General features: G+C 60.0%; 19 protein-coding genes and 1 tRNA gene. 8 read left to right on the forward strand and 12 right to left on the reverse strand.

Going from position 1 to position 22,126, the window contains the following annotated elements; genetic code table 11:
• The first annotated feature begins 7 nt into the window (after positions 1–7).
• Together ACVBAU_RS04280 and trpB are read left to right on the forward strand one after the other, a co-directional pair.
• Positions 8–1,960 (forward strand): AsmA family protein, encoded by a 1,953-nt coding sequence (locus tag ACVBAU_RS04280; RefSeq protein ID WP_448328071.1) that lies wholly within the window; start codon positions 8–10, stop codon positions 1,958–1,960.
• 159 nt (positions 1,961–2,119) lie between these two features.
• A complete protein-coding gene (gene trpB / locus ACVBAU_RS04285) occupies positions 2,120–3,346 on the forward strand; it encodes a tryptophan synthase subunit beta (protein ID WP_138924277.1) in 1,227 nt (408 codons plus the stop codon).
• A 48-nt stretch (positions 3,347–3,394) separates the two neighbouring features.
• Here the strand turns inward: trpB and ACVBAU_RS04290 are convergent, their stop codons facing one another.
• The 8 genes from ACVBAU_RS04290 to trpA form a co-directional block, all read right to left on the reverse strand.
• On the reverse strand, positions 3,395–3,976 hold the full coding sequence (locus ACVBAU_RS04290; protein ID WP_448328073.1) for a DUF4893 domain-containing protein: 582 nt from the start codon (positions 3,974–3,976) through the stop codon (positions 3,395–3,397).
• Positions 3,976–4,365, reverse strand: coding sequence for a DUF2237 family protein (locus tag ACVBAU_RS04295; protein WP_448328075.1), 390 nt, complete (start codon positions 4,363–4,365; stop codon positions 3,976–3,978). Before ACVBAU_RS04295 ends, ACVBAU_RS04290 begins: the two co-directional genes overlap by 1 nt.
• Positions 4,362–5,534, reverse strand: coding sequence for a serine hydrolase domain-containing protein (locus ACVBAU_RS04300; RefSeq protein WP_448328076.1), 1,173 nt, complete (start codon positions 5,532–5,534; stop codon positions 4,362–4,364). The genes ACVBAU_RS04295 and ACVBAU_RS04300 overlap by 4 nt, the downstream gene beginning before the upstream one ends.
• 67 nt (positions 5,535–5,601) lie before the next feature.
• Entirely contained in the window at positions 5,602–6,636 is a 1,035-nt protein-coding gene (locus ACVBAU_RS04305; RefSeq protein WP_138924273.1) for a DUF2332 domain-containing protein, read from the reverse strand.
• A complete protein-coding gene (pth, locus tag ACVBAU_RS04310) occupies positions 6,633–7,355 on the reverse strand; it encodes an aminoacyl-tRNA hydrolase (protein WP_448328078.1) in 723 nt (240 codons plus the stop codon). Before pth ends, ACVBAU_RS04305 begins: the two co-directional genes overlap by 4 nt.
• Positions 7,356–7,507: 152 nt before the next feature.
• Positions 7,508–8,155 (reverse strand): 50S ribosomal protein L25/general stress protein Ctc, encoded by a 648-nt coding sequence (locus tag ACVBAU_RS04315; RefSeq protein WP_138924271.1) that lies wholly within the window; start codon positions 8,153–8,155, stop codon positions 7,508–7,510.
• A 227-nt stretch (positions 8,156–8,382) separates the two neighbouring features.
• The gene (locus tag ACVBAU_RS04320; RefSeq protein ID WP_138924270.1) at positions 8,383–9,549 is read right to left on the reverse strand and encodes an alpha-hydroxy acid oxidase; all 1,167 of its coding nucleotides are present in this window, start codon (positions 9,547–9,549) and stop codon (positions 8,383–8,385) included.
• A 98-nt stretch (positions 9,550–9,647) separates the two neighbouring features.
• On the reverse strand, positions 9,648–10,439 hold the full coding sequence (gene trpA / locus ACVBAU_RS04325; protein ID WP_138924269.1) for a tryptophan synthase subunit alpha: 792 nt from the start codon (positions 10,437–10,439) through the stop codon (positions 9,648–9,650).
• Between the two features lie 177 nt (positions 10,440–10,616).
• Between trpA and ACVBAU_RS04330 the strand changes: the two genes are divergently transcribed.
• The 6 genes from ACVBAU_RS04330 (at position 10,617) to ACVBAU_RS04355 (ending at position 17,024) form a co-directional block, all read left to right on the forward strand.
• A complete protein-coding gene (locus ACVBAU_RS04330; RefSeq protein WP_138925188.1) occupies positions 10,617–10,808 on the forward strand; it encodes a hypothetical protein in 192 nt (63 codons plus the stop codon).
• Positions 10,809–10,867: 59 nt separating this feature from the next.
• Positions 10,868–11,965, forward strand: coding sequence for a redox-regulated ATPase YchF (ychF, locus tag ACVBAU_RS04335; protein ID WP_448328081.1), 1,098 nt, complete (start codon positions 10,868–10,870; stop codon positions 11,963–11,965).
• A gap of 236 nt (positions 11,966–12,201) precedes the next feature.
• Positions 12,202–12,291 (forward strand) — tRNA-Ser (locus ACVBAU_RS04340).
• A gap of 169 nt (positions 12,292–12,460) precedes the next feature.
• Positions 12,461–12,682: a hypothetical protein gene (locus ACVBAU_RS04345; protein WP_448328083.1), complete on the forward strand. Its 222-nt coding sequence runs from the start codon at positions 12,461–12,463 to the stop codon at positions 12,680–12,682.
• 257 nt (positions 12,683–12,939) lie between these two features.
• A complete protein-coding gene (locus ACVBAU_RS04350) occupies positions 12,940–16,131 on the forward strand; it encodes an autotransporter domain-containing protein (protein WP_448328085.1) in 3,192 nt (1,063 codons plus the stop codon).
• A 119-nt stretch (positions 16,132–16,250) separates the two neighbouring features.
• Entirely contained in the window at positions 16,251–17,024 is a 774-nt protein-coding gene (locus ACVBAU_RS04355; RefSeq protein ID WP_448328086.1) for a DeoR/GlpR family DNA-binding transcription regulator, read from the forward strand.
• A 166-nt stretch (positions 17,025–17,190) separates the two neighbouring features.
• On the opposite strand, the gene ACVBAU_RS04360 is transcribed toward ACVBAU_RS04355, so the two are convergent.
• The 4 genes from ACVBAU_RS04360 to ACVBAU_RS04375 form a co-directional block, all read right to left on the reverse strand.
• Positions 17,191–17,505 (reverse strand): hypothetical protein, encoded by a 315-nt coding sequence (locus tag ACVBAU_RS04360; protein WP_448328088.1) that lies wholly within the window; start codon positions 17,503–17,505, stop codon positions 17,191–17,193.
• Positions 17,506–17,711: 206 nt separating this feature from the next.
• Positions 17,712–19,766 (reverse strand): oxidoreductase, encoded by a 2,055-nt coding sequence (locus ACVBAU_RS04365; protein WP_448328090.1) that lies wholly within the window; start codon positions 19,764–19,766, stop codon positions 17,712–17,714.
• A 14-nt stretch (positions 19,767–19,780) separates the two neighbouring features.
• Complete coding sequence (locus tag ACVBAU_RS04370; RefSeq protein ID WP_448328092.1) at positions 19,781–20,833, reverse strand: flavin reductase family protein; 1,053 nt, start codon at positions 20,831–20,833, stop codon at positions 19,781–19,783.
• Positions 20,830–22,098 (reverse strand): aromatic ring-hydroxylating oxygenase subunit alpha, encoded by a 1,269-nt coding sequence (locus ACVBAU_RS04375; RefSeq protein WP_448328093.1) that lies wholly within the window; start codon positions 22,096–22,098, stop codon positions 20,830–20,832. Before ACVBAU_RS04375 ends, ACVBAU_RS04370 begins: the two co-directional genes overlap by 4 nt.
• Positions 22,099–22,126 lie beyond the last annotated feature (28 nt).

Here is a 22,126-nt window from a genome sequence, read left to right on the forward strand (position 1 = left end):
ACGGGCAATGAAGTGGATTTTTCGGGCAATTGGCATTCTGTTGCTGATTTTAGCGGTGGCCGCGGGGTCGCTGTTTCTTTTGCCTGCCGATCGCATTGCGCGAATCGCGGCGGATCAACTGCACAACCTGACCGGCCGCGAGGTCACGATTACGGGCGATGTAGGCCTGACGTTCTGGCCTGTGCTGGGGGTGACCGCAGGCGGGCTTGAAGTCGGCAACGCAGATTGGGCCAAAGACGGGGCGATGTTGTCTGCGGCCAATGCGGCGATTGGCGTCGATGCCATGGCGCTGCTCCGGGGCGAGATCAAGATCACTAACATCGAAGCCCAAAGCCCCACGATCCGGCTTGAGCAGCGGCGTGACGGCCGCGCGAGCTGGCAGTTCAGCGATGGCGGCGGTGCCGCGTCAATCGAAACCGCGCCCACAGCCCCCGCCCGCAGCCCGCGCCCGCTGACGATCCAGCGGCTCGATATTACCGACGCGACCTTGATCTATGATGCCGAAGGTGCCGATCTGGTGCGTTTCGCAGGCGTCGACCTGTCGCTCGATTGGCCTGAACGTGCGGGCAAGGCCGTGATCAAGGCCGCGCTGCGCCCTGCTGCAGATCGCGTGACGATCGAGGCGACGATTGACCGCTTTGACCAATTTCTCAACGGCGACATCCGCCCGCTGCGCGCCCGTGTCGACACCAAAGGCGGTGGCGTCACGCTGGCCGGTCGGGCGGGGTTGAGCGGGGCGGTTGCAGGTGACTTGTGGTTCAAGACGTCGAATACAGAGCGCTTCCTTGCTGCTTTAGGGGCAGGTGCCGTCGCGCTGCCGCAAGGCCTGGGAAAAACGACTGATATAAAGCTCGACTTGACACTGACGCCGGACCGACGTTTGGCCCTGCGCGATGTGGTGGCTGATCTGGGCGGCAATGCGTTGACAGGTGCGGCAGATATTACGCTGAACGGCACGCCGGATGTGAACGCGCAATTCAACGTGGGCACGCTGGACCTGACCGGATTTGCACGAAGCGACACCAGCGGTAGGCCCGCGCCGGCATCGGGCACCGCAGCACCTGCGCCTGCATCGTCGTCGGGCTGGTCAACCGCGCCGATTGATGCCTCTGCGCTGGCGGGGTTTAACGGCGAAATCGCGCTGCGGGCGGACAGCATTGATCTGGGCACGCTGTCACTTGGTGCAACGCGTGTGCTGCTGCGCAACGACCGGTCGCGACTGGTGGCCGAACTGCGCGAGATCAGAGCCTATGCCGGTGTGATCAGCGGCGAGTTCGTAATCAACAACCGCAATGGCCTGTCTGTGGGCGGCGCGTTGAATGCGCAATCCATCGCCATGCAGCCGTTGCTGCAGCAAACCGCTGGGCTGGGCCGGTTCCATGGGACGGGCGATGCCGAAGTGTCCTTCCTTGGCTCTGGGGCGTCGTTGAACGCGATCATGCGCTCGCTCAGTGGATCGGGGGCGGTGAATGTCGGGCGTGGCCATATCGACGGCATCGATCTGGACGCGCTGATGGGGAACTTTGATGCCGAGGGCGGTACGACTGTGTTTGATTCACTTGCGGCGACATTCGACATGGATCAGGGCGTGCTGCGCAATGATGACCTGCTAATGCAGCTGCCTAACTTTACCGCCACGGGAACGGGGCAGGTGGGGTTGGGGGCACAGACACTGGATTATACCGTTACACCCAAGGCGCTGCAGGTAAACGGCGATCGCGGTCTGGCCATTCCGGTGCGCATCTTCGGACCGTGGGCCGCGCCCCGGATCAAGCCGGATTTGCAGGCGGCGGTCGACATGAACTTTGCCAAAGAAAAAGAAAAGGCCCGCCAGAAGCTGAACGAAAAACTTGAGGAGGAGCTTGGCGTGTCGCGGCAGGACGGGCAATCGGTCGAGGATGCGTTGAAGCAAAAAGTCGAAGACGAGCTGCGGCGCGGTTTGTTCAAGCTCTTCGACTAGGGGCAGATGCCTCGGCGGTCGGAAACGTCAACGAGATACGCGCTTTTCCGCAGCGTTTTGCAGGTGGCGGGCGGCGCAGACACGTTGCCGCCCGCGCCCCGTCTTTACCTGCCGCGGCGGGGGCGTTAAGGCTGGTCGCCAAGCGCAAGGAGCACCTCCATGGACAATGATCTTTTCAACTCTTTCATGACCGGCCCTGACGAAAATGGCCGCTTTGGCGATTTCGGGGGGCGGTTTGTGTCGGAAACCCTGATGCCGCTGATCCTCGAGCTCGAGGCGGAATATGAAAAGGCCAAGACGGACGACATCTTTTGGGCTGAAATGAACGACCTGTGGACCCACTACGTCGGTCGCCCCAGCCCCTTGTATTTCGCAGAGCGTCTGACCGATCATCTGGGCGGTGCCAAAGTCTATATGAAGCGGGACGAGCTGAACCACACCGGCGCGCATAAGATCAACAATGTGTTGGGCCAGATCATTCTGGCGCGTCGCATGGGCAAAAAACGGATCATCGCGGAAACCGGTGCGGGCCAGCACGGTGTGGCCACTGCGACCGTCTGCGCCAAGTTCGGTCTGCAATGCGTCGTTTATATGGGTGCGCATGACGTTGAACGTCAGGCCCCCAACGTGTTCCGCATGCGTCTGCTTGGGGCCGAAGTGATCCCCGTGACGTCTGGGCGTGGCACGCTGAAAGACGCGATGAATGACGCGCTGCGCGATTGGGTGACCAACGTGCGCGATACCTTCTATTGCATCGGCACAGTTGCCGGCCCGCACCCCTATCCCGCCATGGTCCGCGATTTCCAATCGATCATCGGCAAGGAAGTGCGCGAACAGATGGATGCCGCCGAAGGCCGTCTGCCCGATACGCTGATTGCGGCGATTGGCGGCGGGTCGAACGCGATGGGGCTGTTCTATCCGTTCCTTGACGACAAAGACGTGAACATCATCGGCGTCGAAGCAGGCGGCAAGGGTGTGAACGAAAAAATGGAGCATTGCGCGTCGCTGACCGGTGGCCGCCCCGGCGTGCTGCACGGCAACCGCACCTATCTGTTGCAGGATGACGACGGGCAGATCCTCGAAGGCTTCTCAATCTCCGCGGGTCTAGATTACCCCGGTATCGGGCCTGAACATTCCTGGCTCCACGACATTGGCCGCGCGCAATATGTGTCGATCACCGATAAAGAAGCGCTTGAGGCGTTCCAGCTGAGCTGCGCGCTCGAAGGGATCATCCCCGCGCTCGAACCCAGCCACGCGCTGGCGCATGTGATGAAGATCGCGCCAGAGCTGCCCAAGGATCATATCATCTGCATGAACATGTGTGGGCGCGGCGACAAAGACATCTTTACCGTCGCCAAGGCGCTTGGTTTTGACATGAAAATCTAGGCGATCAGAGGGGGCGGTTCATCGCCCCCTTTGCTTTTTGGGCAGCCTTTAGCGGGTCAGTTCCAGAATATCGAAATCGCTTTCGACCACAGGTGCAGGAAACATCAGCCGCGCACGCTGGTTGTTGACGCGTTCAAACACCGCCACATCAGGCTGCACCGTGCCATCACCGGCAAACTCGGGTGGCAGCGCGTCGTAAGCGGGGGGCGTCTCCCCCGCGACGTAACCCACGCCCGCATAGATCGCCTGCCCGTCCCGCAGCGTGATGAACCCCGAAGTGCGCTGCGATCCGCTGAGCTTTTCGAATAGATAACCGTTGCCCTGAAAGGTCAGGCGGCATTTGAACGGGCTATAGACCACCAGCGCCGGCATGCCCCCCAGCTTGATCGTGCGGCAGGACCAATCCCCTGCTAACCCTTCGTCAAAGGCGACCTGCGGCGTGCCGGAAAGTGCGCCCGCCAGCGCGGAGAGGTCCTCCGCGCTGGCGCTCTGGAGCGCTTGCAGCAAGGCGTTGCCCGCGACGGCTTCGAACCGGTCAAGACGGAGTTGTTCCTGCGGGCGCAGCGCCTCTTGCGCAATTGCGGGCAGTGCCCCCAGCATCGCGGTCAGGGTCAAGGCATACCGCAGCATCAGTTGCCCCCTGCCTCAGGGGTCAGCGCATGGGCCTGCAGCACGCGCAGCGGCACGATATCCAGCGCGCGCTGATGGGTCGCCTCAAGATGGACCAATGGCCCGCACCCTTCGTCGGCGGCCTGCAGGAACCGTCCCGCGCATAGGCACCACGCATCCCCCGCAGACAGTCCGGCAAAGCCGAATTCGGGGCGCGGGGTGCTCAGGTCGTTGCCGACATATTTGGAATAGGCCAGAAACTCGGCCGTCATGATCGCGCAGACCGTGTGGCTGCCCTGATCGGCGGCACAGGTATTACATGACCCGTCGCGGAAAAAGCCCGTCACAGGGTCGGTGCCACAGACGGCCAGCGGGCCGCCAAGGATATTGATGCTGTGGTCAGGTGTCATTTGCCCCCCAAGGCTGCGCTGATCTGGCGGAAGATGGCGATGTTCTGATCGCTGACGCCCGCCTCGCGGAATTTGCGGTCGGCGGCATTTGTCGCGATCACCACCCCGTCGGCGCGGTTGATGTAGATGTATTGACCATACACACCGCGGGCCATGAATTCACCCTCTGTCGCACTCTGGGGGATCCACCACTGGTAGCCATAGCTGATTTGCCCCTCTGCCGTCGGGGCCGAAGGCGCGGTAGAGGCGGCGACCCATTCCGCTGGCACGATCTGCTGACCGTTGTAGCGCCCGTTTTGCAGGAACATCTGCCCCATGCGGGCATAATCACGGGTGGTGAGGTTCAATCCGCCCAGCACAAACGCCACGCCCGCGCCGTCGGTGACGTAATAGGGGGCGTGTTCCAGCCCCATAGGTGTGATGACCTTTTCCGACAAAAGATCGGTGACAGACCGCCCCGTCGCCCCCCGCACGACCATGCCGATGACGTGGGTGTCGATCGACACATACTGCCACTGGCTGCCCGGTGTGGTAAACGTATCCTTGAGGCCTGCGGTAAAGTCGTCCAGTTCTCCGCCAAGTGCGAGGGCGCGGCCCATTTTGTTGATGTCCGAATCCGGGTCCAGATAGTCTTCGTCAAAGGTGACGCCGCTGGCCATGTTCAACACGTTGCGCAGGGTCGCCCCGTCGTAGGCGGTGCCTTTCAGCTTGGGCGCATAGGTCGTGACCTGATCCTCAATCGAGGCGATGGCCCCTTCGTCCAACAGGATGCCTACAAGGGCGGAAAGGTAGCTTTTGGCGACCGACCAGCTGATCCGCAGGTCATCTGGCTGGGTGCCCCTAAAGTAGTTCTCGTAGACGATCTGCCCGTCCTTCAGCACCACCAATGCCGTCACATCCCGCGCCTCGATCCAATCGTTGACCTCGGCGGGTGGCGCGTATTCGGCACCGTAAGACAGCTCTGCCGTGGGGCCATCGCCGCGCGACAGGGGTTTGGACAGAAAGGCCGCGTCCATATGGCTGAAGTTATGCACGATCTTGTCTTCGGCAAAGAGCGAATTCACCGCCAGCAGCCGCGTGATCTCTTCGCGTTTCCACAGTCCCACAACGACCATAGCCACGACAAGAGCCAGTAAAATACGGCCCAACCACTTCCCGAATGTGCGCATGAAATCCTCCCTGATATGCGGGGGTACCCAAGCACGAAGGCTGCGGTGGTGCCAGATAAACTTGGCGTCAGCCGGTGTAGGTCCAATCGATCCAGCGGCCGTGAAAATCGACCCGCGCCAAGGGCAGGGTGATGTCACCAGGCCAGAGCCTTAGGGTCAACGCGGCCCCTTTCAGGCCCGAGCCGTCTTGCTCCATCGACAGCCACGCCAGCGGGCGGTTGCGTGTGGCGCGTTTGCCGGCGGCCTCTATCAGGGCCTTGCCGCGGGCCTGTGCGTCCTTGGGGAAATATTGCCAAGCGACGGTGTGCTGGATCAGATGCAGGCAGCCTTCGGGGGATTTGGGCAGCGTGCGCGCCAGCCAGTCTACCGCATCACCGCCTTGCACCTGCGCCGCCATGACCGAAGCAGCCGTCCGGGTCAGCGTCAGCCGGTCGGGTTGGTCCGCCCAGATATAGGACATCAATCGCAGCAAATGATCGGGCCGCGTCGGATCAAGGGGGTTCAGATCGACGCCCTTGCGCTTTTCTATCTGCGGCGTGATCGCTGGCGGCAGCTTGCCGCTCCAGTCCGGAGACAGCAGGATCGTTGACATATTCGGACCGTACCGGTGCCCGTCGATCTCAAGCACGAAGTGGTCCCACATCAGGTTCAGCCCGCCGCTGGCCCCCAGTTCGGACAGCCGGATCGGCAGGTTGAAATGCTGCGCAGCGACGCGGGCACCTGCGATCAACGCGGCAGAGCGTCGGACCTCGTTCGTCTGCGGCGCGCTGTCGGTCCAGTCAAGCAGGAAGGCTTCGTGCGTGGTGATCGCGTCGCGCACGGCCTCTGACAAGGCGGCGTCGCTGGCCTTATGGGGCGGGTAAACGGCGATCAGCGCAGGCGCTTTGCGTTTCAACACCAATGCATGCAGCCCGCCGGCGATGCGCAGCGGCAGCGAGGCACCAGAGGGCCCGATATCCCCCTCAAAAGCTGCGAATTTGCGGCCAAGGGCTGTTTCTGCGGGCCAGTCCCGCGCCAGCACGCGCATCAGCTGCCCCATGAAGGGAGAGTCTAATGCGATGCAATGGTCTGCCTGCTGTTCAAAGGCGGCTTGCAGTGTCATTTGAACCGGTCCAGTAGCTTTTGCATCGGGTTGCGCTCGTCTGATTTGGCGGCAGGCTCGGGGTGTGCCGCTGGTTGTGGGGGCTTTGGCGCTGCGGCTTGGGGGTTGGCCGGCGCAGCCGCCGGTTTCTTCGTGCCGGTACCAGATCGTGGCGGGGCGACGCGCAGGGCGACGGCGTTCATAAACTTGGCCATATCGGCACGCGCCAGTTCGGCTGCACCGTCACTGATACCGCGCAAAACATCATCCAGCCAGTCCTGGTCTGCCTTGGCAAAGTCGCGCAGCACATAGCCGGGGACGGCGTCCTTGTGGCCCGGGTGCCCCACGCCAAGGCGCACGCGGTCATAGTCGGGGCCGATATGCGCATGGATCGACCGCAAGCCATTGTGCCCCGCATGCCCGCCGCCAGTCTTGCATTTTACCTTGCCGGGGGCGAGGTCGATCTCGTCATGCAGCACAATCACATCCGCCGGTTCAAGCTTGTGAAACCGCATCGCCGACTGCACCGACTGGCCAGAGTTGTTCATGAACGTTTCGGGCTTGAGCAAGACCACACGATCCGCGCCAATGCGTCCTTCGACCGTCAGCCCGTTATGTTTGGTTTTCCATCCGGCAAAACCGTGGTCCTGCGCGATGCGGTCCAGCGCCATAAAGCCGATGTTATGCCGGTTGCCCGCGTATTTCGCGCCCGGATTGCCAAGCCCTACGATCAGTTTCATGCGGACCCCTTATGATGGATAGAAACGTTTGTTTGGCCAAGGATAACAGACCGTAGAGCCAAACGAAATAACGCCCCAACGAAAAACGGGGCCGCCCATGGCGACCCCGTCTCGATCCAGCCGCACCCGTTGGCGCGGCGGATATAGCAGTATCAGTCTTCTTTGACTTCTGTTGCTGGCACTTCGTCTGCTGCAACGTCTTCGTCTTCTTCGTCGTCCTGGCTCGCCAGACCGGAAGGTGCGGAAACCTGAGCAATCACAAAGTCACGGTCGATGACCGGCTTGGAACCGTCTGGCAGCTTCACGCTCGAGATGGTCACGCTGTCGCCGATTTCCAGACCGGAAACGTCGATTGTGATGTGATCAGGGATATCGCCTGCGGTCACAACCAGTTCGACCTCGGGACGGACCAGCGTCAGAACGCCACCTTTTTTAATGCCGGGGCTGACTTCTTCGCCTTCGACTTCAACCTGGATGAAGAGGTTGATTTGGGTGGTGCGCTTCAGGCGCATGAAGTCGACGTGCGTTGGCAGGTCTTTAACAACGTGACGCTGAACATCGCGGCAGATGACGCGAACGTCTTCTTGGCCTTCGATTTTCATATTGAACAGTGTCGCCTTAAAGCGGCCTGCGCGCAGCTTGGTCAGCAGCTTGTTAAAGTCCAGGTTGATCGGCATGGGATCAAGGTCACCGCCGAAAATAACACCAGGAACCATGCCGTTGCGCCGTGCTTGACGAGCGGCGCCCTTGCCTGTCCCCGTACGTTCGAAAGCTTCAAGATCAGGAATCTCGCCAGCCATTATAATCTCCAATATGTTTAGGGCGGACATCCTCCAAGGCTGTATGTCCGCGTGAAGTCGCGCATATAGACGGGTTTTGGCTTGCGGAAAAGGCTAAAACGCCGATTTTGCGCAAGTGTGACGTGGTTTGCGACCTTGGCGGGCAGCACCTCCGGCTATCTGCGCCCCCCTTCACGCGCCCCGCATAGCAACGGGGGCACGTGTATGTGGAAGGGGTGGCGTACGGATCAGGGCTGCCAGTCGCCCTCAAAGCCTTTTGGAATAAGCAGGTTATGCTTGCCCAACGCCGCGACAGAGGTCTCACCGCAAAGCGCCATGGACAGGTCCAGCTCTTTGTGGATCACCTCTAACGCAGAGGTGACGCCGGCCTGACCCATCGCCCCGAGCCCGTAGATGAACGCGCGCCCGATATAGGTGCCCTTTGCCCCCATCGCCATGGCCTTGAGCACGTCTTGGCCGGATCTGATTCCGCTGTCCAAATGCACTTCGATCTGGTCGCCGACCGCATCAAGGATCGACGGCAGTGCGCGGATAGAGCTGATGGCCCCGTCCAGCTGGCGTCCGCCGTGGTTGCTGACGATAATCGCATCCGCCCCGACTTTCAGCGCCATCCGGGCATCGTCCGCATCCAGAATGCCCTTGAGGATGACCTTGCCGCCCCATTGTTCCTTCAGCTTGGCGATCTTGTCCCAGTCAAGCGTCGGGTCGAACTGTTCAGCCGTCCAAGCGCCAAGATCTGCGGTATCGTCAACGCCGTGCACGTGGCCCACGATGTTACCAAAGCTGCGCCGCTTGGCCCCCATCATGCCGATGCCCCAGCTCCACTTCGTTGCCAGATTGGCGAGCGTTTTGGCGGTCAGCTTGGGCGGAGCTGACAGACCGTTTTTCAGGTCCTTGTGCCGCTGCCCCAGAATTTGCAGATCAAGCGTGATCACAAGGGCCGAGCATTTGGCATCCTTGGCGCGCTGGATCAGGCGGGCGACGTAATCTTCATCGCGCATGGTATATAGCTGGAACCAGAAGGGTTTTGTTGTCGCCTCTGCCACGTCCTCGATCGAGTTGATGGACATGGTCGACAGGGTAAAGGGCACGCCAAAGGCTTCGGCGGCGCGGGCGGCCTTGATCTCTCCGTCGGCGTGCTGCATGCCGGTCAGCCCAACGGGGGCCAGCGCCACGGGCATCGCCACATCCTGCCCGATCATCTGCGTCTTGGTGCTGCGGCCGCTCATGTCCACGGCGACACGCTGGCGCAGGCGGATCTGTTCAAAGTCGGTCGTGTTCTCGCGGAAGGTCTGCTCTGTCCAGCTGCCCGATTCCGCGTAGTCATAGAACATCCGCGGCACACGGCGTTCATGCAGGCGCTTGAGGTCATCGATGGTTGTGATCACGGGCATGATGGCAGGTTCCTATGTATTGGTCAGATGATCTAACCAATACGGCCCGTTGAAATCAATCGCTTTACGCTACGACACCTGGACGGCAGGCAGGGGCCTTAGGCCCGATGCGCACCATCCGCGAGCGATTTGACAAAGCTCAGCACGTCTTCAACCGGCAGCCCGTCTGCGATTTTGGACACGATAGCAGACCCGACGACGACGCCATCCGCGACACCTGCAATGGCCTCGGCTTTGGCGGGCGTGTTCACACCAAACCCGACGATTACGGGTAGGCCGCTGGCTTTTTGGATGCGTACGACTTCGGGGGCGACATCGCCCGCGTCCGCTTCGGCGGAACCGGTGATGCCGGTGATCGACACGTAATACACAAAGCCCGAGGTGTTCTGCACAACGCGCGGCAGACGCTTGTCATCGGTGGTCGGCGTGGCAAGCCGGATAAAATTCATTCCGGCGGCTTGTGCTGGCAAACAAAGCTCGTTGTCTTCTTCGGGCGGCAGATCCACAACGATCAACCCGTCGACGCCGGCCTTTTTGGCGGCCTCAAGGAAGGTATCCACGCCCTTGGAATAAATCGGGTTGTAATACCCCATCAAAACGATCGGCGTCGTGTCATCGTGTTCGCGGAAAGCAGCGGCAAGCGCCAGCGTCTTATCCAGTGTCATCCCGCCTTCAAGGGCGCGTTGCCCCGCCAACTGAATGGCGGCACCATCGGCCATCGGATCGGTGAAGGGCAGTCCCAGTTCTATGACGTCGACGCCAGCGCCGGGCAGACCGCGCACAATCTCGAGCGATGTATCAAAGTCTGGGTCGCCGGCCATCACATAGGCAACAAAGGCTTTCTTGCCTTGGGATTTCAGGTCAGCGAATTTGGCGTCGATACGTGTCATGAGGGCGGCCTTTTTACGTTACCCTGCTGCAATGCCGAATATATCGCGGGAAATCAATCCAACTCCGCGGGTGTGCTTGGGGGATTTTCTGAAAAACTTCGCGGCAAGGCGCTGTTTTTATGCATCTACGCGAGGCGCGGTCCTTTAAATTGCGCCACCCCCGCCTACATCAACGTCATGAATTATGTACTCGCCCTGCTGTTGCCGCCGCTTTCCATCCTGCTGACAGGACGGATTTTCACGGCGATTGTCGTTTTCCTGATCTGGATTCCGGCTGTGATCTTTTCGGGCGGGTTGACCCATCCGATGTTCATCATCCTTGCGTGGATCCTGATTTATCAGACGCGGCAGGACCGGCGGATGCGCTAAGACTTGCGTAAAGTCAGTTGAAACCCTAGGACAACGCCAACTTATAAAGGATGCTTGTCATGGGCTTTAAGATGGGAATCGTGGGTCTGCCGAATGTCGGCAAGTCGACCCTCTTCAACGCGCTGACCAAAACAGCGGCAGCGCAGGCGGCCAATTTTCCGTTCTGCACAATCGAACCGAACGTCGGCGAAGTCGCGGTGCCGGATGCGCGCCTTGATAAACTGGCCGAAATTGCCGGGTCCAAGCAGATCATCCCCACACGGATGACGTTCGTCGATATTGCCGGTCTGGTCAAAGGCGCGTCCAAAGGCGAAGGACTGGGCAACCAGTTCCTTGCAAACATCCGCGAAACAGACGCCATCGCCCATGTGCTGCGCTGTTTTGAAGACGGCGACGTGACCCACGTAGAAGGGCGCGTTGACCCCGTGGCTGACGCCGAAACCATTGATACCGAACTGATGCTCGCCGATCTGGAAAGCATCGAAAAACGCCGCGCCGGTCTGGTCCGCAAAATCAAGGGCAACGACAAGGACGCAGCGCAACAAGACCGCCTGCTGGCCGCCGCGCAAGCCGCCATCGAAAACGGCAATCCCGCACGCACCGTCGACATAGATGCCGACGATGCAAAAGCCTGGCGCCTGTTGCAGCTGCTGACTTCCAAGCCGGTGCTTTACGTGTGCAACGTTGGCGAATCCGAGGCCGCAGAAGGCAACGCGCTGTCCGCCAAAGTAGGCGAGATGGCCGCGGCGCAGGGCAACAGCCACGTCGTGATCTCGGCGCAGATCGAAGAGGAAATCAGCCAGCTGGAGCCCGAAGAAGCCAGCATGTTCCTTGACGAAATGGGTCTTGAGGAAGCCGGGCTCGACCGGTTGATCCGCGCGGGTTACGAGCTGCTGCACCTGGAAACATACTTTACCGTCGGCCCCAAAGAGGCCCGTGCCTGGACGATCAAGGCCGGCACTTCTGCGCCCAAAGCTGCGGGTGTGATTCACGGTGATTTCGAAAAAGGCTTTATCCGCGCTGAAACCATCGCCTATGACGATTTCGTCGGTCTGGGTGGCGAAGGCCCCGCCAAAGAGGCCGGCAAGATGCGCGCCGAAGGCAAAAGCTATACCGTCAAGGACGGTGACGTGTTGCACTTCCTTTTCAACACCTGATCCAAACCGGCGGGCCCGTCACAAACGGCCCGCCGGTTCCCTGCGAAACGATGCTGGCACCGCCCCTGACGCACCATCTGCGCAGATCGGCGACCCCGAGGGCGCTCACGTGGGCGCATCGCCCTGCGCGCACCCACAAGCAGCGATAGCCCCCGCATCCGGCTATAACGACATTCATCCTATTTTCTCAGATTACCGCTTGTGCCCCATGGGTTTTCTTGGATATACGCGTCGACGGAGACGTGGCCGAGTGGTCGAAGGCGCTCCCCTGCTAAGGGAGTAGGCCCGGAAGGGTCTCGAGGGTTCGAATCCCTTCGTCTCCGCCATCATACCTTTTTGTTGGATTTGAATGGGCCGCTTCAAGCGGCCTTTTTCTTGTTTTTTCATCGGCTTGATGTCGCCTTACTGTCGCCTCGAGTTCCTTTCGGTGGTGTCTGCATTCTTTCCTTGAGTGGTATGGAATGTCGCCTCTAATATTTGGCCTTATCCAGCAAATTGGCCAAGAAGCTGGTTGAGAGCTTCGGCGGTAGGCGGCATGGCGATAGTGGGCTCTATCTGGGGGGTGGCCCCTCAGGTGCGCGACGCTGGATCGTGCGTGTGGTCGTCAACGGTTGGAAGAATAAGAAAGGCGCACTCCTGCGTATGGGCTTTGGCCTTGGCAGCGCGGATATCGTCACGATCAACCAAGAGCGTGAGCGGGTGCAGGATAATCGGTAGCATTAAACAGACACCCAGCATTTAAACACAAGGCGGTGGATTGCAGAACTTTGGTTCGCATCGCGCAAGGGGCTGCACTGCGGGACAAGAGCCCGCTTGCGCAAGGTGGCATTTCGGCCGGTCTCACAGGGGGGTGAAATGTAACTTATATTACATCACGTAATATAAGTTACATAAGAATCGGTCAGAAGGATTTTACGCCACAACGCTTTGACGTTTGGTGCCGCCCTTTGTTCAGACAAATCTAGCAGGATCCAATGACCCAACATGCCCCCCAAGCGCAGTCCAAGCTGCGGTATTCGCAAAATTCCCTGAGACTTGCCCTGCTAAGCGGGGTCGCAATCGCCAGCTTATTCACCACGCCAGTTGTGGCCGATTCCAATGGCGCGCTGCGCGTCCTCACCTTCAATACATGGGCCGACCAATTCAGGAACAACCTCGATGATATTGCTCCGCTTTTCGTCAATGGCGGCTACGACGTGATCGCTTTTCAGGAATTGTGGAGCGAGGCCTATTTGACCGGATTGCAACAACGTCTGCGCGATGCAGGACTTGGAGAGTATACCTATGTAAAAAAGGGGGATACTGGAATTCTCAGCCGCCTGGAGGGCGTCACCGGGACCAATTCTATGGGCGATTCAATCGCCTATCAGATAACTGACGGTAGCAATGCGATCCCCGAAACCGTCTTTGGGTCTGTTCACCTCGATTATCGTGATACCTCTGTGCGACGCTTGACCGAAGTAGAGGGCCTCGCTGAATGGGCGAAGTCGACCAATCGCTCAGTTGTGCTCGTGGGCGACTATAACGCGGCGGACACCTCGGAGCGTGGGCTCAATCGGGCGAGCCAACAGAAGCTTATCCTCCAGAACTACTTGCGTTCGGGCAACAGTTTCTACGGCACTTTGCTTGAGCAGTACGCCGTTGATCAGGCGGCGATGACACAGTTCATCTCCGAGCACAGCGGGCAGAACCTCGCGCTTGCCGACATTCCCGATACGCTCTTCGCAGACGAGATGTATCCGATCCAAGACAACTTGCCTGTCACGATGAATAAGATGAAGCACGACTTCATCCTTCTTGAGACAGAAGCGCAGCGCGAGCCGTTCGCCCCTCACATTTTGGCCGATGGCAGCACGACCTGGACCTCGGTTGAAGAGGATCATACCAACGTTTGGCCGAGCTGGGATCGCGGAGCGATTGATCATTTCATGGTGTCTCGCCCCTTTGGCAAATGGTGGGCAATCGTTAATCAGGAAGATGATCCATATACAGGCGTCTTGGACCAGACTGACGTAACTGCCGACGGCAAGGCCTATTCGGATCACGAGCTCGTTGCCCATGATCTTGCTTGGATTGGCCCCAAACTGGAATACGAGCTGGACGAAAACGATGACGAAGTAACCCGTCTCGTGTGGAGCGAGGACGCCGCTGTCTTCGACGAGAGCGAAGGAGAATTCTACCTGACGCGCAACAACATGCGTAAAGATGTTTATCTGGGTCAGGTTTCTGATGCTGACGGAAATCCAATCCTCGATTGGCTTAGCGAAAGTGAAAAGAAGACTTTGTTGGACTGTGGAACAGCGGATGCCCGTCTTGCCCAAGCTGTCAGCGACTATTGCATCGACGACCACAGCTTTATCTCCGAAACACTTGTCAAAGATGGCGGGACGGTGCGCGTTGACGAGGATGCAGCACTTGGCACCTCGGCTGCGACATTGCGCCTCGACAACGGCGGCCTCGCAGTCACCGGCACGCAAATGGCGACATTGGATCGTGAGGTCAGCCTAGAGGGTACGGAGGGCGGCTGGCTCGACATCCGGGGCACCGGTACGACGGTCGCCGCGCTCAAGGAGATTTCGGGCACTGGCGCGCTTGAAAAGCGCGGGGACGGCACGCTCACATTGGAGGCCAATAACAGCTACACTGGGGCAACTCTTGTGTCGGATGGCCTTTTGGTCGTCAACGGGTCGATCGCCCAATCTTCGGGCGTTAGCCTCATGTATGGCGCGACGATCGGTGGTCGTGGTACGGTCAGCTCACTGAAAGTAGGCAGCGGCGCAATTTTGGCCGCAGGCAACAGTATCGGCACGTTAAATATTGACGGCGATTTGACCATAGATGCTGGCGCACTCTTCGAAGTCGAAGTGAATGCTCAGGGTGGTTCCGACGTCGTCACGGCGACAGGAGATATCACAATCGGTGGCGGAACAGCGGTGGCGCTTGCCGCAGCTGGCGACTACGCCCCACACACTGACTATGTCATATTACAGTCTGGTGGCGCTGTATCAGGTCAATTTGACAGTGTGACGTCCTCGCTTGCGTTTCTCGACGCAGCCTTGAGCTATGGGGTGCAAGATGTCTCGTTGAGCCTTGAGCGTAATGACACAGCCTTTGATCAGGTCGCGACAACGGCAAATCGGGGGGCCACGGCGGCTGGCGTTGAAAGCCTCGGCTTCGGCAACGCCCTCTTTGATAAGGCCGTGATGCTTGATGCGGCGGCTGCGGACCAAGCCTTCGACGCTCTTTCGGGTGAAATCTACGCCGCCAGCATGACGGCCCTCGCAGATCAGGGCAACGACTTGCGCTCCGCTGCATTGTCGCAACTGCGCGGTTATAAGGGCGGTGACGCGACTTCATTCTGGATGCAAAGCTATGGTGGCCAAGCCAGTATCGACGGCGAAGAAACGCGTGACCTAAACCATTCCTCCTTTGGGACACTTGTTGGGATCAACGGGGCACTTGGCAGCGAATGGGTCTATGGCGCGATGCTTGGCTTTGGCAAAGGGTCCGCCAGTTTAGATGGCGCACGCGATACATCGGAAAGCGACTTCACCAACCTTGGCTTTGTTGCCGGGCGCGATTTCGGCGCGGCCCGTATCACAGCTGGGGCGACGTGGACCCACAGCGAAATTGACAGCACGCGTGGCGTCTTTTTTGCAGACTTTTCTGATACTCTGACATCAAGCTACGGCGCGGACACAACGCAAATCTTTGCCGAGGCGTCTTATGACTTCGCGGTTGGGACCTCGGTCCTTCAACCCTATGGTAGCATCGCCCACGTTGCCGTTAATACCGACGCGGCTTCGGAAAACGGCAATGATGCTGCGCTGAACGTTCAAGGCAATAAATTTGATGCGACGGTGGGCGAATTGGGCCTGCGGGGGCAGATGCACCTCTCCGAAGGTGCGACCCCCATCCGCCTTTCGGGCGGTGCAGCGTGGCGGCATGTCTTTGATGCGAATGCGCCACAAGCAGGCATGGCGTTCTCGGGCGGCGATGCGTTCACTGTCAGCGGCACCAATGTTGCCAAAGACGTATTCAAAGTGAACCTTTCAGTCGGTATCGACCTGACGCAGAGCACGGCGCTGACGGTTGGCTACACGGGTGAATTTGGTGATGCGGGGCGTAGCGGTAACCTTGCAGCCAGTCTGCAAGTGAAATTCTGATCTATCACAAAGCAATATAAAGAGGCCGCGACAGAAGACTGTCGCGGCCTCTTGATTGAAAATGAACGGTCTGCAGGCGATAAAACCTGAAGACAAGGTTGAGATGGGTGCCCACTGACATGGACGGTGAAGACAAAAAGAGCCACAGACAGCGCCTGTTATTGAAACAACTTGAGGCTCAGCGCTACATATCACTGGACGAGGTGGCGAGCCGGTTTGCCGTGACCCAGCAAACCGCACGCCGCGACATCATGGAACTGGAGAGCCGTGGCAAACTGCGGCGTCTACACGGTGGCGCGATGATTTCGAATTCCGTTGAACCAAGCGAGTTACGTAATCGGCGCATCCGCAACGCACAGGCCAAGGAGCAGATTGGCACATGTGTGGCGGACCTTGTCGAGGACGGCGCGTCGCTCTTTCTTGACACGGGTACCACCTGCGAGGCCGTTGCGCGTGCTCTTGTACGACGTCGCAACCTGCGCGTGGTCAGCTATAGCTTGCGTATCGCCGCCTACCTCAGTGAAGTGACTGATTTCACCATCGCCGTCCCGGGGGGCTTTGTGCGTCAAGTAGATGGCGGCATTTTCCAAGAGCAGTCGCAGTCATTCATCACGGGTTTCAAGTTCGACTTGGCAATCCTGTCAGTCACCGGCGTCGACGACGACGGTGATCTTGGCGACGATGATCAGGCCGAGGTAGAGACGGTGCGCTCAGCCATGAGACGATCGCAAAAAGTCTTGCTTGCCGTGGACAGCAGCAAGTTCGGGCATCGCGGTTTGGTGAATCTCGGCTCACTGTCGGACGTCGATTTTCTGGTATCTGACGCACCATCCTCCCGCGCCATCGCAGCGGCAGTCGCCAGAGGCCGCTTGACGTTTCATCAAGTGGGGTGAGCTTGGTCCGCGGGTCAGGGCAATCCGCACCGCATCTTGCCGCAATTCGCCCGTCCGTTTCAGTCCCATAGTCAGTCTCCTTTGGTGCCGTTGCTATCAAAGGAGCGGTATCGAACCGCGGCAGGTACAGGTACCTGTTTCTTGGCCTCGGTTCGCAGGGGGCCGTTCAATTCGCCGATATTGAGCACCAAAATCTGACAGCTTCAGTGAATTCAGCCGCATAAAAGTCGGACGCTTCGGGGCCTAACGGATCGCCTTCAAAACGCCCATGGCGCTTGGCGCATTCGAAAAAGCCGGGGGCCGGTATGCCGCCTCTTGCCTTGCTGATCACAAGTGCTGAGATCAATGGATGACCGGCGGCAACATCTTCTGCTATCAGGCATTCGAGGGCCACAGTAAGCTGGTGGATGGTATTTGGCGGCGAAAGCCCAAGGGTCTTTGCCAGTGCCTGATACGTGACGGGACGCGCGTCCTGTGCCATCTTACAAAGGTGATCCCTTATACGTTGTGGTAACATCATCAGGGCCTTTCACGGGGCGTGATTTCTGAGGCAACTGTCTATGGGCGCCGCCTGTCTCAGTCCTACGTCGCATTGATCTGCTGTGCAAACATCGCGCATGTCCGGCCAGACCCTTCCTTGCCAAGGCCGCGTTCTGAATGAATGTCCCCAATCGGCGGCCCTAGCGGTTAAACGGCAGTCATCAAACGTAGCGCGTCGTAGATCGCCGCGTGGGTGTTGCGGGCAGAGACGGCGTCCCCGATACGGAAAAGCTGGAACGTGCCTTGCGTGTTGCGGACCGTTGTCTGCGGTTGGATGGCCAAAAAGGCCGCTTGATCGATCGCACCGCCGTTCGACGAGGACGGCCGCAGGTCGTGGTAAAGCGCATCAAGCGGCATTGTGCCATAGTTTACGACAATCTGGTCGTAGTCTGCTTGCGCCAGCTTGTCGGAATAATCGGTCCCGATGATCGCGCGCAGCCGGTTGCCGTCTTTGAGAACCCCGCGCAGCCGTTTGGTGACGGTGAAAGTCACCTCATCACGTTGCAGATTGCGCATGTAGGGCACAAGGTTCATCGCCATGACTTCGGGTGCAAAGGTGCGGTCTGGGGTCATGATTTCGACGGTGCAGCCCGCGTCGACGGCCATCTCGGCGGCTTGCAGCCCGCTGTGGTCGCCCGCTTCGTCGTAGATTAACAGGGATCCAGCCGGTTTTACATCACCCGATAATATATCCCAGGCTGATACGACGTGATCTGGCGTGTCCCCTTCATAGAGGGTGGTGTTGGCCATGCCGCCGGTGGCAATGATCACGACGTCAGGGCTTTCGGCCAGCACGTCCGCTGCCTCGGCATATAGATTATAGCGCAGGTCAACGCCGCCAGCTTCGCATTGTGCAACGCGCCAGTCGACGATCTGCATCATCTCGGCCCGTCGCTTTGTGCGCGCCGTCAAAAGGAGCTGCCCGCCGGCGCGGTTGGCGGCCTCGAGCACAACAACCTCATGCCCGCGCGCGCTGGCGACGCGTGCGGCTTCCAACCCCGCGGGGCCCGCACCGACGATAACGATCTTGCGACGGTCGGCAGCGGGTTTGATGATGTGGGGCAGGGAAAGCTCCCGGCCTGTCGCGGGGTTGTGGATGCACAGGGCTTCGCCCCCCTGATAGATACGGTCAAGGCAGTAATTCGCCCCGACGCAAGGGCGGATATCATGTTCACGGCCCTCCTCGATCTTGCGCACAATATGGGGGTCGGCCATATGCGCGCGGGTCATGCCCACCATGTCCAGCAAGCCCGAGGCGATGGCGTGCCGCGCGGTCGCGACATCCTGGATCTTGGCGGCATGGAAGGTCGGCATGCCCGTCGCGCGCCGGACCTCTCCGGCGAAATCCAGATGCGGCGCCGAGGGCATGCCCTGGATCGGGATGACATCCGTCATCGCCGGATCGGTATGGATACGGCCCCGAATGACATTCAGAAAATCGACCTGCCCTGTATCACGCAGCAGTTTTGAAATTTCGATCCCTTCTTCGGCGGTGATGCCGCCCGCCTGAACTTCGTCGGCAGTATAGCGGATGCCAACTATAAATTCCGGCCCGACACGTTTGCGCACGGCGTCCAGCACATCGGTCGTAAAGCGAAGCCGGTTTTCCAGCGTATCCGCGCCGTAGGGACCGCTAAGCTTGTTCGACAGTGGAGACCAGAACTGGTCCATCAGATGGCCGTAGGCCTGAATTTCGATCCCGTCCATGCCACCGGCCTGCATCCGTTCGGCGGCGGTTGCATAGTCTTCGATCACGCGCTCGATATCCCAATCCTCCATCATCTTGGGAAAAGCGCGGTGTGCGGGTTCACGGTCCGGGCCTGCCGAAATCGAGGGCAGCCAATCCCCTTTGTTCCAGTTGGTGCGGCGTCCCAGATGCGTCAGCTGGATCATCGCCGCGCAGCCGTGTTCGTGCAGGGCATCGGTCAGTTCGCGGATCCAAGGCACGACCTCGTCGCGATAGGCGAGGATATTGTTGAAAACCGGCGGGCTGTCGCGACTGACGGCAGCGGAGCCAGCGGTCATTGCCAGCGCCACCCCGCCCTTCGCCCGTTCCTCGTGATAGAGGCGATATCGGGCCTTTGGCATGCCGTCCTCGGGGTAGGCCGGTTCGTGGCTTGTGGTCATCACCCGGTTTTTCAGCGTCAGATGCTTGAGCGTATAAGGCTGAAGCAGCGGGTCGGTGGTGACGTGGTCTTTCATGGCGGGGACTTTCTTTAGCAATCGAGGATGATGTCGGTCAGCGGGCGGCTGACACAGGGAAGGATGAAACCGCGGTCGATCTCGCGCTGGCGGATGCCGCCTTCGTGGGCCATGACGACCTCGCCCGCGTGTTTGAACGTTTTGCAGGTGCCGCACATGCCGCGTGCGCAAGAAGACGGCAGTGGCAGCCCTGCCTGCTTGAGTGCAGCAAGGATCGTGGTGGTTTCAGCACATTCGAACGCGTGGCCCGTCCGCGCAAAGGTCACGGTCCGGCGCGGCGTATCACCCCCGCCAAGAGCCTCGGGTGGGGGGGCGGAGAAATCAAAGCTTTCCTCGCCGTAGCGGTCATCGGGGACGCCTGCGGCCTGTGCGGCGGCGCGCACCATCTCCATGAAAGGCTGGGGCCCGCAACATAGCACTGTGCGCGTTGCGAGGTCCGGCATGACACGGGTCAGAAAATCGGCATCAGGACGCATGCCGCCGGGGCCGCGGGTGATCGTGGGGAGATGCACCAACCGGGGCAGCCGGCGCGCGAGACCGTCAAGCTCGGCCAGCGCCACAAGGTCCTGCGGCGTCGACACGACCTGCAACAGCACGACATCCAGATCCAACCCCCGGTCAGCGGCGGTGCGCAGGATGGACAGCATCGGTGTGATACCACTGCCAGCCGCCATCAGCGCATAGGCCGACCCGTGCCAAGTGGCCGGACCAAAGCGGCCAGACGGGCCGAGGGCTTCTATCTCTGCGCCCGGCACCAGCATCTCGTGAAGCCTGCGCGCACCCGGTCCTGCCTGTCGCTTGATCGTGATCTCTATCCCGCCGTCGCGCGCGGCAGACGAGGCGATGGTATAGCACCGCTCTATTCGACCCTCTGGCGTATCAATGCGAAACGTCATGAACTGACCGGAGGCGTGTTCGATCCGGCTGCCGTCCTGCGGCGTCAGAAAGAAACTGCGCATGTCCGCTGTTTCGTCCCAGACCGCGCGGCACACCAGCGTGCCCCAGCGGTCAGGGGCGAACCGCCGCCGCCGCCGTGCACCCCAATCTGCGAGATCTACCTCGGTCATGTTTCGTACCCGCTTGCCCGCATACGGGCGACGTACCAGCCCGCGAATTCGTCTAGCGCACGCTCGGTGTAGGGCGAATAGGGCCCGGGCCGATACCCGGGCGAGCATGCACCCCGATGGGCCAGCCCGACCAGATGCGCGTCTTCGGCATTCGTTGTTTTCCAGACCGCGGTAAGCGTTTCAAGGTCGTAGTCCTCGCCCTCGACTGCGTCTGCATGGACCAGCCACTTTGTGCGCACCAATGTCCTGTCTGGCCCGAGCGGGAAGGCGGTGAAGATTACGGCATGATCAGACATCACGTGGTTCCAGGAGTTGATCCCCCACAGATGTACATCGCCCATCCACGGCCTGTGCGCCTGGCCCAAAGGTATCTGCACGGCGGCGCGGGTGTCCGGTGTCTGGCTTTCGCCAAGCCCTGCGATAATCAAGCGCTGCGTGCGGAAGTTGGTGGGCCAGCCGACGGTATGCTCTACCGCCTCGAAGGGCATATCCTCGTCGCGCCAGTATTTTTCATAGCTGGCATAGGCGTCCAGAAGCGCATTCGCCTCGGCCTTTTCGGTATCGGTCAGCCCCTCCGGGTCATAGCCGAAATCCGCGGCGTGGAAGGACAGGCTGAGCTGGGGATGGTTCGACGCGCAATGGTAGCACTCGCGGTTGTTCTCCATCGTCAGCTTCCAGTTCCCTTCCTCGATGAGGTCCTGTTCAAAGGCGACCTTGGCGTTGCGAAGATCATAGGCTGCCAGACGCGGTTCAACCACCGCCGCCAACTGCGCGATATCTTCGGGGGGATCATCCGAAAGACAGGCATATAAAAGCCCCCCTATATCGCGCAGAGCGACGGGCTTGAGGTGATGGAGGGACCGGTCGAAATCGATGCCCATATGCGGTGCCCGCGCCAGCGCCCCGTCAAGATCGTAGGTCCATTGGTGATAAGGGCAGACGAGCTTGCCAACCACCGACCGGCCCGGTGGCACCAGACGCGCACCGCGATGCGCGCACACGTTGTGAAAGGCGCGCAGCATGTCGTCGTCATCGCGCAGGAGCACGATCGATACAGGCCCGATATCGACGGCCATGACATCGCCCGCTTCGGGCACATCGCAGGTCACGCCCACGGCAATCCAGTGCCGCCCGAATATCGCGTCGCAATCCGCCTGCCAAGCCGCTGCCGACGTATAAAGAGCCGCGGGAAGGCTATGGCCCGCACGGCGTGAAGCGAGCAGGGCAGCGATGTCTTGCGTGCGGGGGGAACCATGATCCAGCATTATGCCTCCTCGGCGTCAGGCGCGCCGC

The sequence above is a fragment of the Sulfitobacter sp. M13 genome (assembly GCF_053474885.1).

What these genes read in the sequence shown, in the direction of transcription:
- ACVBAU_RS04315 (WP_138924271.1), bottom strand. Translation starts at nt 8,155, where the DNA reads ATGGCTGGCGAGATTCCTGATCTTGAAGCTTTCGAACGTACGGGGACA.
- ACVBAU_RS04320 (WP_138924270.1), bottom strand. Translation starts at nt 9,549, where the DNA reads ATGCCCGTGATCACAACCATCGATGACCTCAAGCGCCTGCATGAACGC.
- ACVBAU_RS04280 (WP_448328071.1), top strand. Translation starts at nt 8, where the DNA reads ATGAAGTGGATTTTTCGGGCAATTGGCATTCTGTTGCTGATTTTAGCG.
- ACVBAU_RS04355 (WP_448328086.1), top strand. Translation starts at nt 16,251, where the DNA reads ATGGACGGTGAAGACAAAAAGAGCCACAGACAGCGCCTGTTATTGAAA.
- trpA (WP_138924269.1), bottom strand. Translation starts at nt 10,439, where the DNA reads ATGACACGTATCGACGCCAAATTCGCTGACCTGAAATCCCAAGGCAAG.
- pth (WP_448328078.1), bottom strand. Translation starts at nt 7,355, where the DNA reads ATGAAACTGATCGTAGGGCTTGGCAATCCGGGCGCGAAATACGCGGGC.
- ACVBAU_RS04290 (WP_448328073.1), bottom strand. Translation starts at nt 3,976, where the DNA reads ATGCTGCGGTATGCCTTGACCCTGACCGCGATGCTGGGGGCACTGCCC.
- ACVBAU_RS04305 (WP_138924273.1), bottom strand. Translation starts at nt 6,636, where the DNA reads ATGACACTGCAAGCCGCCTTTGAACAGCAGGCAGACCATTGCATCGCA.
- ACVBAU_RS04330 (WP_138925188.1), top strand. Translation starts at nt 10,617, where the DNA reads ATGAATTATGTACTCGCCCTGCTGTTGCCGCCGCTTTCCATCCTGCTG.
- ACVBAU_RS04375 (WP_448328093.1), bottom strand. Translation starts at nt 22,098, where the DNA reads ATGCTGGATCATGGTTCCCCCCGCACGCAAGACATCGCTGCCCTGCTC.
- ACVBAU_RS04370 (WP_448328092.1), bottom strand. Translation starts at nt 20,833, where the DNA reads ATGACCGAGGTAGATCTCGCAGATTGGGGTGCACGGCGGCGGCGGCGG.
- ACVBAU_RS04295 (WP_448328075.1), bottom strand. Translation starts at nt 4,365, where the DNA reads ATGACACCTGACCACAGCATCAATATCCTTGGCGGCCCGCTGGCCGTC.
- ACVBAU_RS04360 (WP_448328088.1), bottom strand. Translation starts at nt 17,505, where the DNA reads ATGGCACAGGACGCGCGTCCCGTCACGTATCAGGCACTGGCAAAGACC.
- ACVBAU_RS04350 (WP_448328085.1), top strand. Translation starts at nt 12,940, where the DNA reads ATGACCCAACATGCCCCCCAAGCGCAGTCCAAGCTGCGGTATTCGCAA.
- trpB (WP_138924277.1), top strand. Translation starts at nt 2,120, where the DNA reads ATGGACAATGATCTTTTCAACTCTTTCATGACCGGCCCTGACGAAAAT.
- ychF (WP_448328081.1), top strand. Translation starts at nt 10,868, where the DNA reads ATGGGCTTTAAGATGGGAATCGTGGGTCTGCCGAATGTCGGCAAGTCG.
- ACVBAU_RS04300 (WP_448328076.1), bottom strand. Translation starts at nt 5,534, where the DNA reads ATGCGCACATTCGGGAAGTGGTTGGGCCGTATTTTACTGGCTCTTGTC.
- ACVBAU_RS04365 (WP_448328090.1), bottom strand. Translation starts at nt 19,766, where the DNA reads ATGAAAGACCACGTCACCACCGACCCGCTGCTTCAGCCTTATACGCTC.